Origin of the sequence: Martelella alba, assembly GCF_005217455.1 — a bacterium.
Taxonomy (GTDB): domain Bacteria; phylum Pseudomonadota; class Gammaproteobacteria; order Enterobacterales; family Enterobacteriaceae; genus Acerihabitans.
In genome coordinates this window covers 67,268-81,234 of sequence record NZ_SZPQ01000014.1, presented here as the reverse complement: position 1 = coordinate 81,234, position 13,967 = coordinate 67,268, and the positions used below count along the sequence as shown (strand labels likewise).

11 protein-coding genes are annotated in these 13,967 nt (G+C 52.3%); 2 read left to right on the top strand and 9 right to left on the bottom strand.

The genetic code is table 11. From position 1 onward, the window contains the following. Positions 1–12 precede the first annotated feature (12 nt). On the bottom strand, positions 13–603 hold the full coding sequence (gene yajL, locus FCN80_RS10660) for a protein deglycase YajL (protein ID WP_136990142.1): 591 nt from the start codon (positions 601–603) through the stop codon (positions 13–15). After that, positions 563–1,480, bottom strand: a complete 918-nt coding sequence (panE, locus tag FCN80_RS10655; RefSeq protein ID WP_136990141.1) for a 2-dehydropantoate 2-reductase — start codon at positions 1,478–1,480, stop codon at positions 563–565. The genes yajL and panE overlap by 41 nt, the downstream gene beginning before the upstream one ends. A 194-nt stretch (positions 1,481–1,674) precedes the next feature. Between panE and FCN80_RS10650 the strand changes: the two genes are divergently transcribed. Next, positions 1,675–2,166, top strand: coding sequence for a YajQ family cyclic di-GMP-binding protein (locus tag FCN80_RS10650; protein WP_136990140.1), 492 nt, complete (start codon positions 1,675–1,677; stop codon positions 2,164–2,166). 144 nt (positions 2,167–2,310) lie between these two features. Here the strand turns inward: FCN80_RS10650 and FCN80_RS10645 are convergent, their stop codons facing one another. After that, positions 2,311–2,721, bottom strand: a complete 411-nt coding sequence (locus FCN80_RS10645; RefSeq protein ID WP_136990139.1) for a hypothetical protein — start codon at positions 2,719–2,721, stop codon at positions 2,311–2,313. A 535-nt stretch (positions 2,722–3,256) separates the two neighbouring features. Here FCN80_RS10645 and FCN80_RS10640 point away from each other — a divergent pair. Then, the gene (locus tag FCN80_RS10640) at positions 3,257–7,006 is read left to right on the top strand and encodes a hypothetical protein (protein ID WP_136990138.1); all 3,750 of its coding nucleotides are present in this window, start codon (positions 3,257–3,259) and stop codon (positions 7,004–7,006) included. A 9-nt stretch (positions 7,007–7,015) separates the two neighbouring features. Here the strand turns inward: FCN80_RS10640 and FCN80_RS10635 are convergent, their stop codons facing one another. From FCN80_RS10635 to cyoA, 6 genes are all read right to left on the bottom strand, one after another. Then, positions 7,016–8,380: an MFS transporter gene (locus FCN80_RS10635; RefSeq protein ID WP_136990137.1), complete on the bottom strand. Its 1,365-nt coding sequence runs from the start codon at positions 8,378–8,380 to the stop codon at positions 7,016–7,018. Positions 8,381–8,643: 263 nt separating this feature from the next. After that, positions 8,644–9,534, bottom strand: a complete 891-nt coding sequence (gene cyoE / locus FCN80_RS10630) for a heme o synthase (RefSeq protein WP_136990136.1) — start codon at positions 9,532–9,534, stop codon at positions 8,644–8,646. A 15-nt stretch (positions 9,535–9,549) separates the two neighbouring features. Continuing rightward, positions 9,550–9,885: a cytochrome o ubiquinol oxidase subunit IV gene (locus FCN80_RS10625; RefSeq protein WP_136990135.1), complete on the bottom strand. Its 336-nt coding sequence runs from the start codon at positions 9,883–9,885 to the stop codon at positions 9,550–9,552. Further along, on the bottom strand, positions 9,885–10,499 hold the full coding sequence (locus FCN80_RS10620) for a cytochrome o ubiquinol oxidase subunit III (protein ID WP_136990134.1): 615 nt from the start codon (positions 10,497–10,499) through the stop codon (positions 9,885–9,887). Before FCN80_RS10620 ends, FCN80_RS10625 begins: the two co-directional genes overlap by 1 nt. Continuing rightward, a complete protein-coding gene (gene cyoB, locus FCN80_RS10615) occupies positions 10,489–12,483 on the bottom strand; it encodes a cytochrome o ubiquinol oxidase subunit I (RefSeq protein ID WP_136990133.1) in 1,995 nt (664 codons plus the stop codon). The genes FCN80_RS10620 and cyoB overlap by 11 nt, the downstream gene beginning before the upstream one ends. A gap of 4 nt (positions 12,484–12,487) precedes the next feature. Next, the gene (gene cyoA / locus FCN80_RS10610; RefSeq protein WP_136990132.1) at positions 12,488–13,522 is read right to left on the bottom strand and encodes a cytochrome o ubiquinol oxidase subunit II; all 1,035 of its coding nucleotides are present in this window, start codon (positions 13,520–13,522) and stop codon (positions 12,488–12,490) included. Between the last annotated feature and the right edge of the window lie 445 nt (positions 13,523–13,967).

Below are 13,967 nucleotides of genomic sequence, written 5' to 3'. Positions count from 1 at the left end.
GGCGCTTTGCGTTCAGTGGCGGTAATCCTTGATGCCCAGCGGGAGCACAAGCTGCGAAGCCACATCGGCCGCCCGGTCGCCGCCTAGTAGAATAGCGATGATTTTTAAGGCGAAATCCATTGCCGTCCCCGGCCCTTGACTGGTGAGCAACCGGCTGTCCGGGTGATAGACCCAGCGTTCGTCACGCCACTGCGCCGGCGGTATACGGTCTTTAAACGCCGGAAAACCGGTCATCGGCACGCCCTGGAAAAGCCGGTGATGCTGCAAAACGACCGCGGGCGCGGCGCAAATGGCCGCCACCACTTTACCCTGTTCCTGGAACCGGCGTAGGATCTTCACCACGCGCGGGTCGTCCCGCAATGCTTCGGCGCCCTTGGCGCCGCCGGGCAGCACAATGACGTCGAACGGCTTTTCGTCCACGTCGCCTAAAACGGCGTCGGCGAGCAGCCTGACCCCTCGTGAACAGCGGACTTCCCGTTTGCCGGACGAGCCGGCGGCGGCGGTTGTTACCGCAATGCCGGCTCTGACCAGCAAGTCGATGATGGTGACGGCTTCGGTTTCTTCACTCCCAGTTGCCAGACATATCAGTGCCGAGACGGTCATAGCGATCCTCCTTTTGCTTGATAAGCTCGTACAGTCGTTGATTCGCCGGCACATTGATGCCGTGTATCCGCGCGCGTCGCACCAGGTATCCGCTGATATAGTCGATTTCGGTGTGCCGCTGGGCGCGAATGTCTTGCAGCATCGATGAGGTATTGCCGGCGGTGCTTCTAATCACCTGTCCGACATAAAACAGCAGACTTTCGTAGGAGGTATGGAAACCCTCCCTGTCCATGACTTCCGCTATTTCACGGCAAATCGCCTCGATTTCCTCGGTATAGCGTTCAATTTCACCATTCTTGCAACCGTAAGCCGCGGTGAGGGGGTTAATGACGCAGTTGGATGCCAACTTCAACCAGCAGGAGGCGGCGATATTGTTGTGCCAGGCAACGTCTGGCAGCGCGTCATGCAAGATTTCCGCCAACTGGCTGATGGTTTGCGCGTTGGGGGTCAGCGGACCGATTCGGGTCGTACCGCTGTAGACATGGACGATACTGCCGTTTTCATGCCGATAGGCCGCATGGGTCGTGATACCCTGCAGCAAGGGTTGACTCATGGCGGGTAATTCTTCCCGCGTACCCAGTCCGTTATGCAGCAGCAAGACGGCGCAATCCGGTTTAAGCAAGGGCAACAGGCTTCTCAACGCGCCGGAAACTTGCCAGGCTTTCAGCGTGACCAGCAGCAGATCGCTTTGCGCCAGATGGGTGTTGTCATTGGCGGGCAATTGATAATGAAAGGTCTCCCCCAGCGGCGATACCACATTGACGAGACAATGGGATTGCGGCACCCGCAGCCAGCCTTGCAGATGATGTCCCTGGCGGTGTAATCCCGCCAGCCAGAGCTGACCTATCGCTCCGCAACCCAAAACGGTAATATTCATGTTTCCAAACCTTTGTGTAGAATGATTCTTCGCCCGGCTCACAGCGCGTTGCGACAGTTTAATTATAGACTTTTACGCTATCAGATTACGCAACACGTCGCGCCATGGAGATGCCATCGGTGATGGCGGGCTTTTGTATCTGGCAAACCAAGCAGGTATGATGCTTGCCAAAGTCTACTTGATGGAGATTCATTATGCCTTCATTTGATATCGTTTCAGAAATAGATATGCAAGAAGTTCGCAACGCGGTGGAAAACGCCAGTCGCGAACTAACGACCCGTTGGGATTTTCGCAACGTGCCGGCCAGTTTTGAACTCAATGAAAAAAATCAGACCATCACGACCAAAAGCGAGTCGGAATTCCAGGTACGGCAGTTGCTGGAAATTTTACGGGAAAAATTAGCCAAGCGCGGTATCGAAGGGGGCGCCATTGATGTGCCCGAACAAATGGAACACAGTGGCAAAAGCTACAGTCAGGAAGCGAAGCTTAAACAAGGTATCGATACGGCCCTGGCTAAGCAGATAGTCAAACTGATCAAGGACAGCAAGCTGAAGGTACAGGCGCAAATTCAGGGCGAACACGTCAGGGTGACCGGCAAATCCCGCGATGATCTGCAAAGCGTTATTGCCCTGGTGCGCGGCGCCGAACTCGGTCAGCCCTTTCAGTTCACCAACTTCCGTGACTGATTTTACCCTTCGCATGTTAAATCGCATCGCGGCGGCAAGTGGGCGACACATTCAACGGAAGCGAATTTGTACCGCCAACGACGGACCAGGTTCCTTACCGACGGGTATGTCGTTTATCAACCACCGCGAAAGCGCGCCAGTGGTTTAGCGTAGGTGGCGGGTATGATTTAACAAAACAACGTCTGAAATGTTGTCCCGGACAAAAGGTCCATAGATTGACGGCATCGAGGCATCCAGCAATGGCGGTATGTAAGTGGTGGAATTGAGGGCATCGCCAATGGCCGGGTGGAGGGAATTATGCACATAAGAAAGACTCTTTAGTATTGGCAGAAGAATAAAATGGGTGCTAAGTAACAACCGGAAGAGAATATGCGGCAAGAACCATATCTTTGGGAAAGCAACCGGCCTGGAGGGTCGGCTTTTGCTATTTTTGATTTTTCTAATTTCCTTAAGAAAGTCAAGCCCTGAGTTTTTTATTTTTTTGCGGGGACGTCGAGGTTGAAAATACGTGAGTAGAGTGCTGTTTCTAGAGGCAACCTGTTTCGATATTTCCATCTGTTTTCTCCTTGATTGTCGGATCGTACTGAATAATTCATGCCAGCCGCTTGCGGCGCGCCGATGGTGAGTACCCTTATCGAAAATACCTGTATTCATGCAATGGGCCATGGGTAAGAGACAAAATATACTCACATCCAATTACTCCAGACGCTTGGCTCACTCTATGTCGGTGGAACGGACCTGACCGGCGTGAGGGTAATGTAAAATATGATGAGTCTGCTTCAATTTATCAACATTGATGAAATGACTCAATGAAATGAGTTATTAGGGGCATCCTTTCGGGAATGACATTGTCATTTTCTTTATATTTAATCTCGCTGTGCTTCGATGTGTTCGCAATATTAAATTTATCCTCGTCATATTCCAAGTTGCCTCTTTGTTGGCCGCGCCCGTTCGCCCCAGTCAGCGCATTATCCATGCTCCTGGGGACCGAGAGAAACGTCCCGTCTCTCGCCGAGGTCCTATCAACCAAGAATCTTGCAGACGAGTGTGTCGGCTTTGAGGAGAATAGAGGTTGTTCATAAAACAGTATATGTCAAAAAGAGTGTCCATTGACGATGAGTTAATCTCGTTTTGCCAAAACGAAAGCGACCGGCGAGCGGCCCGAAATCTGTTCGATACACTGAAGAGGGTTAGGGCAAGACAAAATCCGCAGTGGTTTGAACCGGCTATAAAAAATATTCGCTCGATCAAGCATGTAGCGCTTTGCTGGCTCTATGCCGCCGGTGTCGGGCCGGCGCGGGGAAGCGGCCGCTACAGCGCAGTGACGAAACCTTTCGACGTCATGGCCGCCTATGACTCCGGCGTGCCACTAGACAGGAAGCTCCGGTCTGTTTTTAGCCAGCCGCTAACACATGAAGCGCCGATAATACCCCCGCGCAACGCGCCTTCCGCGGTAAACGGCACGTTATCGCGTCTTGTGGGATTATATTCCCCCGAGGAAAGCCCGATTAGGTACAGTCATGCCTATCTGCCATCCGACAAAGTGAGTCGCGGTAATATCGAGGAATTTCTTATCGGCAAAGGCCTATTGACGAAAAGGCAGGCCAGTCTCGATTACCATGTTATCAACGCCGCCGTGGCGTACATGAAAGGTGACCCGCAGGGATTGGAGCGAGTGGTTGGCGTGTTGACGCAATCATCGGGCCTATTCGGGGCGAATGATGGGGAAACGCTCACCCTCGACGTGCAGAAGAAAACGTTGCGGTCGTGGATGTCATCGTTGTTGTTTCACCGAGGTGTCGATTATTTTATCGTCGATGCGTTCAGGCAATTGCAGCATGGCGATGGCAAAAGAAACGCCATTACCATGCCCAGGCTCCATCAGTCACTCAAGGAACAAGATTATCATGACACCAGCGATAGCAGGCCAAAAGGCGAACTGACCGCCTTGGCGAAATCCTATATCTTCGAAAACATTATCTTACCGGCCATCCCGACCCTCCAAATGCACCCTCTATCGCAAACGCCGCTGGTGGGAACATTGGAGTGGGGCTATCTCCATATTGGATTGTCATTCGCTATTAATGCCGACCTGGATTGGCAGGTATTATCCCATGACGAGCTTTCGGCTTTAGGGATGATGCTGGAAACCGCCTTGCGGTCAGGTTTGATGAAATACGCGCATATCAAAAGCGTTATTTTGCCAGCTTTGCTTTATTATGTTTTGTCTCATGATTCGACAGGTCAAAAAGTGAAATATGAAGAATTATTCGGCAACCGTGAGATAAACCGTTCAATCCTTATAAATTACTACACTGCCTGTGATAAGTTGGAGAGTCAGCGAAATCCCGAGACCTATTTCTTTGAGGTAATGAGTAATTACCTTAACAGAACTAAGCTGGCAGAGGAAGTTATCCGGCTGGATTGCGCGACGGAATCTATCCCTTTAGCCGGTACGATTGAAAGATATAAAGACAATCACGCTAACAGCCGTTGTTCTGATTTTGTGGGTATCCGCTCTGGCGTTAACGCCTCCTTGCCGGATCTTAATCTTCTTTTCCATCAGCAAAACGCTGAGATTGCCGATGCTTTCCTGTTATTTGATAAACGGCGGATTCTATTAGCGTTCAGTTATTTGCTGACTGATGAACGGGTGTTTTTACAGGAAGCTAAAATTACCAAGGCCAAAGTGACTTTTTCTCACCGTTTAAAACCGCAAACAGTGTGGGGATATATGGGACGGCCGCATTACAACGCGCTGATGATGGCTGAAAACACGGATTTATTTATCGTTGAAAGCGCGTACCGGGATGCAATTTATGCCTTGGTGGGCCACGACGACGCCTATCAATTTCGTCGAATTGAACAGAACATATCCTCGTTGTGGGATCTGACCAGAACCGCGTCGCTCAAACTGAAGCATGATGCCGATATTCACTGTGCCATTGTCGCTGAGAACAGTAAAATACTCAAAGCCCCCCATGACGATATCGATTTTTTTGCCGAACGCATTGGCGCGGTACACCGGCAACGTTTGCTGACCAGACTGAATGAATCCGGTTACGATGCCACGCTCCAGGAACAGATCAAGGATTTCCTGTTATCATTGATTCCTTTGCATGATTGTATCAGCCAGGTCATCAAGAAAAATCAACAAGCCGCGGTGATGGCTTGTAGCGCCGATGCATTGGCGTTGATCCCGATAATGGGTCATGGCGCCAAACTTGCCGGGCGCATGGCGTTTAACGTGGGTTTCGGCGCGCGGATCGCATTGCGGCCATTACTGGCAGGCACGTCTATCAGACACTTTTTAAAGACGCATGCGAAAATCGGCATATTACGGTTGGCGGAGCATGCCTTTATACCCGCTTCACAGGAACTTAATCGGCAATTTATGGCGCAACTTGGAGTGGATTTTCTCCGCTTGTTTGATCCGGGCATTGAGCTTACCGGCCGAATCGGTTATTCCACATTGAAACAGACCAGTGAAGCGGCGCTTAAAGTCGGTAATGATTTACCCATCTTAAATAAAATCGCTCTAATGCTGAGACAAAAGCTGGCGGTATCCCAAGCATTATCGACGACACATATTTTCTGCATGGCCCATCATCCTGTTTTGGGCCGAAAAGTGCCGGTGGTTCGTCTGTCCGGCGATAGATTCCGGGGCAAGGATATCTACGTCAGAGTGGATCCCGAGAGCGGCGATCCCTTTGGCTTGAAGTACACCTTGAGCGCTGATCGGATTTTACAGCGTATTCCAACCCGCATGGCGCTAAGACTGCGCAATCTGCTAGACCAGGGATTAGGCGGCCTGGGGGCGGTGACCAGCGGTCGTCGCTGGCAGACAAACGGTGTCATCGCCGCTGCCGAGGGTAGGGAAACCTACATGGACGTTCAGTTGTATCAACATGATCCCGCGACCAACGCCGTACATCACGAAAACAGTCCGGCCGACCAGGCTGACAGTTATGATCAATTCTGGCGAAGAATGTACGAGCGGGAAAAATACAAACCGGTACAATTTCACATTCGGACTCACGGCATAACGGAAAGCGAGGCGATCCTGTTCCCCGAGCTCGGCGTCCCCCTGTGGCAGGAAAGTATTGACGCGACGGAATATGAAAGGGCTATTGCCCTATTAAGCCCTCAGGAAAAGCGGGCGGTGCGCACCTGGACGCTTATTGAAAGCGATGGGAAAAGCTATAGCGATGGCACGCCCAACCTCACCAAACAATTCCAAGCGCCGATCAATGTGGAAATCAATGAAAAACTGCGCAACGGGATACCGTTCAATTATGAAGAACAACAAGTATTCACTGGGTTAATCAGTTTCCTTTCCAAAAATATTCCCCGGCAAGGCGGCAGTTATCTGCGCGTGGCCGAATACCTCGACTACGATGCCATCCCTTGGCGCAATCGGATCGCTGTGGGCGATATCGTCACCAATTATCCGCAATTTATGAGTGTATCGGCCGACAGTCAATTTGCGCGTTTGTTTGTGGAACAGGCCGCCGAAGACGGTCCCTGGCAGGCCAATGCCATGGCGGCGGTCATTCTTTATCGCTTTGACAATGCGCAAAAATGCACGCCATTGTTGCCGATGGCTGCCAGTACGGTCATTCATGAAGTGGAATATCTTTATCCGCCGGCCAGTTTTTTCCGGGTCAAAGGCATCAGTATCGCGACTGGCATTTCAGAATTTTTACATCCCAAGATACGGATAGGGGTGATTTTAGAAGAAATCGAAGGCATCCCCTTGGCGGCGAAAAATCTTTTTACGGGGGCGCTGAAACAGTATCGGCTGCCCTCGCTATACTCCACGGCTGTCCACCCAGCTTAGATTATCCTGCTAGACCGCGTCCACCAAACGCTCCAGTTCCAGTCGGTTGGTACGTTTGGTGTCCACTTTGACATAGGCGCTGCGTTCCTCCGGCACCACAACCACTTCGGTTACCCCGGGTTGTGATTTCAGCTTTTGTTCCAGACCACCGTCTTTCGCCGCCAAGGCGGACAGAGTCAGGCGCAGGCTACTGACATAGGGGGGTTCTTGAAGACGGATACTGACTCCCCACCAAACCAGGGCGACGGCCACCCCGCACAGAAATACCAGGCTGGCGCCGGAAGACTGGAACAGCCAGCCGCCCAGGCTACCGCCAAGCGCGACGCCGAGGAATTGACAGGTGGAATAGATACCCATGGCGGTACCTTTGTAACCGGCCGGCGATTCTTTGCTGATAAGCGAAGGCAAAATCGCTTCCATAATGTTAAATGCCAGGAAAAATAACTGTACGCCGACAAAAATGATCCAGAGCCGATGTCCAGCCAGCCATAACAGCGCTTCGGCCAACGCCAGAACCGTGATACAGCCCATAAATACCCTTTTCATGCGCCTTTTCACTTCGGCATAAATGATAAAAGGCACTACCGCCGCAAACGAAATAAGCATGGTCGTCAAATAGACTTTCCAATGATCGGCGGCCGGCAATCCGGCTTTTATCATCATCGGCGGCAAAGCGACAAAGCTGGACATCAAGAGGGTATGCAGGCAGAAAATACCGAAATTCAGTTTCAGCAATTGGGCATTGGCCAGCACTTTGGAGAAACTGCCTTTGACGATGCCGGATTCGCGATTAAGTACATGGTTTTTGGCGCTGGGTACCACCGCCAGCGTCAGCACAACGCCCAACAGCGCCAGAGCGGCAATACACCAGAACAAGGCATGTAAGCCGAGTACATGGGTAATGATGGGACCGGCTACCATGGCGACCGCAAAAGTGATGCCAAAACTGACGCCGATAAACGCCATGGCCTTGGTACGGTTCTGTTCCCGGGTCAAATCCGATAACAGCGCCATGACCGCGGCGGCGATGGCGCCCGAACCTTGCAGGGCCCGTCCTAATATGACCCCCCAAATCGAATTCGTCATGGCGGCGATCACGCTGCCGAGCGTGAAAATCAGTAAACCGCCCACGATAAGCGGTTTACGGCCGATCCGATCGGATACCAGACCGAATGGCAGTTGGAATACCGCCTGCGCCAGCCCATAGATGCCGATGGCGAGTCCGATCAGCGCTTCACTGGCGCCTTGCAGAGCCATGCCGTAGGTGGTGAGCACCGGCAGGACCATAAACATGCCCAACATCCGCAAGGAAAATACCGCACCCAAGCCCCATGTCGCGCAGAGCTCGGTACCGGTCATTTTGTTATCGTTCATCGTTACCTCATAATACTTGAGTGGCTTATTTTACCGTCATTCTTAAGTGGGGGAAATGGATGGACTTTTAACAGATGTTACCAATGCGGCGCCTGTTACCCGCGGTAAACGGCTAATACTGACAGGGCAGGTGAGGTAAACGGAAAACAGCGCGGCGGGAAAGCGGCGAGATAAATGGGGGGGAATCGGTATAAAAAACGTCTGAGGGGGAAACGCAGCGAAAATAACCGGCAAAGCGTTCACTTTGCCGGTGAGATCGCCATTTAGCGGACATAGGATAATAAGCTGGTCGGGGACGGGACCATGAAATCCACCGACATCATCACGCTAAGTGACGTAATGGCCACGATGGAAAAAATGAACAATTTCCGCGCCCAGACACGATCGTCATTGGCCGATTTGTAGCCTTGCAGGGCCATGCCCAACCACCAGACACTGACGGATGCCGCGACCACCAGGTATTTATAACCGGCGTAGCCGCCCAGCGTCAGCATCAGCGTGGCCACCATAAAACCAATAATATAGAAGGTGATATGGTGTTTAGTGACGGATATGCCCCGTTTGACCGGCAACACCGGAATCGACGCCGCCTGGTAGTCCTTAAAGCGGAAAATGGCGATGGCGTAGGAATGGGGCATCTGCCACAGGCTGAATATGGATAACAGGATAAGCGCGCCCATATCGAACCGGTCGCTAACGGCGCAATAGCCTATTACCGGCGGCGCCGCGCCGGAAAGACTGCCAATCAAGGTGCCATAGACCGATTTGCGTTTCATATACAGGCTGTAGACGCCCACATAAACGATAAAGCCCATGACCGCCAGCCACATGGCCAGCGGATTGGCCGCCGTATACAGCACAATGAAGCCTGCGATGCCCAGCGCGGTGGCGTATGCCAACGTGACTCTTGGCGTGATAAGCCCCTTCACCAGGACGCGGTTTTTGGTCCGCTCCATTTTCCTGTCGATATCCCGGTCGATGTAATTATTGAAAACACAACCGGAAGCAACCACCAGGGAAACACCGAGCAGCGTGGCAAGAAACAGCGGCGGGTCGATACGGCCTTGGGAAGCCAATAAAAAACCGCCGATAACGGAAATGAGATTACCGAAGATAATCCCTGGCTTGGTGACTTGCAGGTATTTGTTCATCATCGGGATCGCGCTCTATTAATGGCTCATCAGATTATGGTTCAGGTACCACATAATCCAGAGAGAGCCCGCAACGAGAATAAAGATGATCAAGACGGCGAAAACAAAAGCCACCAGGTTCCATCGCTGTTCCGAAGATGTATCCAGATGCAGGAAACAGATCAGATGGACAATGATTTGCACCACCGCGCAAATCACCAATACCGCGATAAGCGTTTCTTTGGCCGCCGAACCGGACATCACCATACCAAATGGGATAACGGTTAAAATGATCGACAATATAAAACCGGTCAGGTAGGTTTTCAGGCTGCCATGACTGGCGCCGCCGTGCCCGGTCGTGGAATGACTGCTCATCACAAGGCCCCCATCAAATACACCACGGTGAATACGCAAATCCAAACCACATCAAGGAAATGCCAGAACAGGCTCAGGCACATCAGGCGGGTTTGATTGGTGGCGTTCAGGCCGCGGCGCCAGACATGCGCCATCATCACCAAAATCCAGATCAGGCCGGAAGTGACATGCAGCCCGTGGGTGCCCACCAGCGTGAAGAACCCGGAAAGGAAACCGCTGCGATCCGGGCCAAAGCCTTCGCCGATCAGATGATGGAACTCGTAAAGTTCCATGCAGATAAAGCCCAGACCGAACAAAAAGGTGAATCCCAGCCAGGTGATGACCTGATTCTTTAGCCCTTTGTGCATGGCCAGGATGGCCATGCCGTAGGTGATGCTGCTGATAAGCAGAAACAGGGTTTCGACCAGTACGAAGGGCAATTCGAAAATGTCTTTGCCAGTCGGCCCGCCGGCCACGCTGTTGACTAAAACGCCATAAGTCGCGAACAGGCTCGCGAACAAAATGCAGTCGCTCATCAGGTAGATCCAGAAGCCAAATACCTTTATGGCTCCCGCATCGTGATGCCCATGCGCGGCATGGGCGTTATCGTGATTAGTCAGAGTCTCAGTTGACATTGTTCAGGCCTGCTTCGCTGATTTGTTCAAAATGCCGGTTTTCGATACGTTCCACTTCTTCGACAGGCACGTAATAATCCACGTCTTCGTTAAAGCTGTGGGCAATCCAGGTCACTATCATGCCGGCAAAGCCGATAATGGCCATCCACCAGATATGCCAAATCATGGCGAAACCGAACACCAGGCTGAAAGCGGCGATAATGACGCCGGCGCCGGTATTCTTCGGCATATGGATTTGTTCGTAGGCCTGCGGTTTCTTATAGGCCGTGCCGTCTTCTTTCATCTGCCAGAAGGCGTCGCGATGATTATGCACATCAGGCACCAGGGCGAAGTTGTAAAACGGCGGCGGTGAGGATGTGGACCATTCCAGGGTGCGGCCGCCCCACGGGTCGCCGGTCAAATCGCGGTTCTGGTCGCGCTGGATGACACTGACCACAATTTGGATAACCTGGCAGAGAATGCCCAGGGCGATAAGCGCCACGCCGCCGGCGGCCACCACCAGCAACGGATGGAATTCAGGATCGATTTGCTGGCTCAGGCGACGGGTCATCCCCATAAAGCCCAACGCATACAACGGCATAAACGCCACGTAAAAACCGATAATCCAGAACCAGAAGGCGCGTTTGCCCCAGGTTTCGTTCAGGGTATAGCCGAAGGCCTTCGGCCACCAGTAGGTCATGCCGGCGAAGCAGCCGAACACCACGCCGCCGATGATGACGTTATGGAAGTGGGCGATGAGGAACAGACTATTGTGCAGCACGAAGTCCGCGCCGGGCACCGCCATCAGCACACCGGTCATCCCGCCGATGGAGAAGGTGATGATGAAGCCCACGGTCCAGAGCATGGCCGAACTGAATACAATGCGTCCCTGGTACATGGTAAACAGCCAGTTGAAGATTTTCACCCCGGTGGGAATGGCGATAATCATCGTCATGATGCCGAAAAACGAATTGACGTTGGCGCCGGACCCCATGGTGAAGAAGTGGTGCAGCCAAACGCCGAACGACAGCACGGTGATGGCGATGGTGGCCCACACCAGCGAAGTGTAGCCGAACAGACGCTTCTTCGAGAAAGTGGCCACCACTTCGGAGAAAACCCCGAACACCGGCAGCACCAATATGTACACTTCCGGATGACCCCAGGCCCAAAACAGGTTGACATACATCATCATGTTGCCGCCCATGTCATTGGTAAAGAAATGGGTGCCCAGGTAGCGGTCCAGGGTGAGCAGCGCGATGGTCACGGTCAGGATGGGAAACGCCGCGATGATAAGCACATTGGTGCACAACGCCGTCCAGGTGAACACCGGCATCTTCATCATCGGCATGTTCGGCGCGCGCATCCGCAGAATGGTGGCGAAGAAATTGACGCCGGTAAGCGTGGTGCCGATACCGGCTATCTGGATGCTCCAGATCCAGTAATCCACCCCGACGCCGGGACTGTACTCCTTGCCGGCCAGCGGCGGATAGGCCACCCAGCCGGTCTGGGCGAATTCGCCGACGCCCAGGGAGATATTGATGAGAATGACCCCGACCACGAAAAACCAGAAACTGATGGAATTCAGGAAAGGGAAGGCCACATCCCGCGCGCCGATTTGCAGCGGCACCGCCAGATTCATCAGCCCGACCACGAACGGCGTAGCCATGAAGATAATCATGATCACGCCATGGGCGGTCACGACCTGATCATAATGATGGGGCGGAAGGAAGCCCGCCTCGCCGGCCGAGGCCAGCGCCTGCTGGGAACGCATCATGATGGCGTCGGCGAAGCCGCGCAACAGCATCACGAAAGCCACAATCATGTACATCACGCCGATTTTCTTATGATCGACCGAGGTGAACCATTCATTCCAAAGATATTGCCATTTGCCAAAATAGGTGATTAAGGCCACGATGACCAGCCCAATCACGATGATGGCGGCCACGGTAACCATGATGATGGGTTCGTGATACGGAATCGAATTCAGTGTTAATAATCCGAACATCGTTTTATTCCTCGGTTCCGGTGTGAGAATGTCCGTCCATGTCCATACCCGTCCCGGCGTTTTTCTGCATGTTCATGGCATCGTCCGTGCCCGAATGATCCGGGGCATTTCCGCTCCTTTGCGAAACGGCATCATGCGGCGTGCCCATGTCCGCGTCCGCGTGCTGGGTCGTGTCCATGCTCATGCCTTTGCCCATGAATTTATTGATGATGGCGCTGTATAAACCCGGCTTGACGCTGGCGAAATATTCCACCGGATGATTCTCGCTGGGGGCGGCCAACTGCTCATAGGCAGCCATGGTATTGAGCGTCTCCGGGGAGGATTTCACTTTGTGGACCCAATCTTCGAAACTTTGTTGATCCGGCGTGGCGATGGCGGTGAATTTCATGCCGGAAAAGCCGCGGCCGCTGAAGTTGGATGAAATGCCCTTGTAGGAGCCGGCTTCATTGGCAATCAGGTGAAGCGTGGCGTTCATGCCGGCCATGGCGTAAATCTGGCCGCCGAGCCGGGGGATGAAGAAGGAGTTCATCACTGAGTTGGAGGTAATGCTGAACCTGATCGGTACATTGACCGGGAAGGCTATCTGATTAACGGTGGCGATACCCTGTTCGGGATAAATGAACAGCCATTTCCAATCCGTCGCCACCACTTGGATATTGATGGGTTTCGCGTCGGAAGCGATGGGCTTGTAAGGGTCCAGCGCATGGGTGGATTTCCATGTCAGGATCGCCAGGAAAATGATGATAAGGATAGGCACCGTCCAGACCACCAATTCCACTTTACCCGAATGGGACCAATTGGGGCTATATGTCGCCTTGGTGTTGCCGGCGCGGTATTTAATGGCGAAAACAAGCGCCATGACGATGGCGGGCACAACCACCAGCAACATCAGCCCTAGGGCGGTCAGTATCAGTGAACGCTGCTCTAGTCCGATCTGTCCTTTGGGATTCATTAATGCCATATCGCAACCGCTTAGCAAAACGGTTGCGGATATCAATGACAGAATCCCTATACTTTTATTGTATTTCCTGCGTCTCATCTAACGACCTCAATAAAAAGGGCTCTAATGTCGTTTCTTGTGTGTGGGCATTTTACGGGAAGGTTGCAGTACTGTAAACACGCTTAAGGTTATGTCAGAGACATGTTTCCGGCTACTGCGAGCGGTATCATGATTCAAGAAAATTATGACAAAATATGAACATGCACAAAGGCTTAGTGGGAAATGCGTTCGCAGGTGATTTTTCTCACGCAATAAAGCATAAAACCCGTCCGTTATTATCAAAAAATTAACACTCACGCATCATCAAGCGACAAGTAAGCTACAAAATGACAAATACGTCCGCGCCAAAACAATACGGTATCTAAACTATCACTGCGGTGATGTGATGTAAAAAAAAACTCCGGATACAAAAATAGGTCGTTTTATATACTTCCTTGATACATTTCCGCGACAAACGAGCAGAGAGCCCGGCCTTCTTTAATCT

Bases quoted from the DNA above. Each gene is read 5' to 3' on its own strand.
- FCN80_RS10620 (WP_136990134.1), bottom strand. From the start codon at position 10,499: ATGTCAACTGAGACTCTGACTAATCACGATAACGCCCATGCCGCGCAT.
- cyoE (WP_136990136.1), bottom strand. From the start codon at position 9,534: ATGATGAACAAATACCTGCAAGTCACCAAGCCAGGGATTATCTTCGGT.
- FCN80_RS10625 (WP_136990135.1), bottom strand. From the start codon at position 9,885: ATGAGCAGTCATTCCACGACCGGGCACGGCGGCGCCAGTCATGGCAGC.
- FCN80_RS10645 (WP_136990139.1), bottom strand. From the start codon at position 2,721: ATGGAAATATCGAAACAGGTTGCCTCTAGAAACAGCACTCTACTCACG.
- cyoB (WP_136990133.1), bottom strand. From the start codon at position 12,483: ATGTTCGGATTATTAACACTGAATTCGATTCCGTATCACGAACCCATC.
- panE (WP_136990141.1), bottom strand. From the start codon at position 1,480: ATGAATATTACCGTTTTGGGTTGCGGAGCGATAGGTCAGCTCTGGCTG.
- FCN80_RS10635 (WP_136990137.1), bottom strand. From the start codon at position 8,380: ATGAACGATAACAAAATGACCGGTACCGAGCTCTGCGCGACATGGGGC.
- FCN80_RS10650 (WP_136990140.1), top strand. From the start codon at position 1,675: ATGCCTTCATTTGATATCGTTTCAGAAATAGATATGCAAGAAGTTCGC.
- yajL (WP_136990142.1), bottom strand. From the start codon at position 603: ATGACCGTCTCGGCACTGATATGTCTGGCAACTGGGAGTGAAGAAACC.
- cyoA (WP_136990132.1), bottom strand. From the start codon at position 13,522: ATGAGACGCAGGAAATACAATAAAAGTATAGGGATTCTGTCATTGATA.
- FCN80_RS10640 (WP_136990138.1), top strand. From the start codon at position 3,257: ATGTCAAAAAGAGTGTCCATTGACGATGAGTTAATCTCGTTTTGCCAA.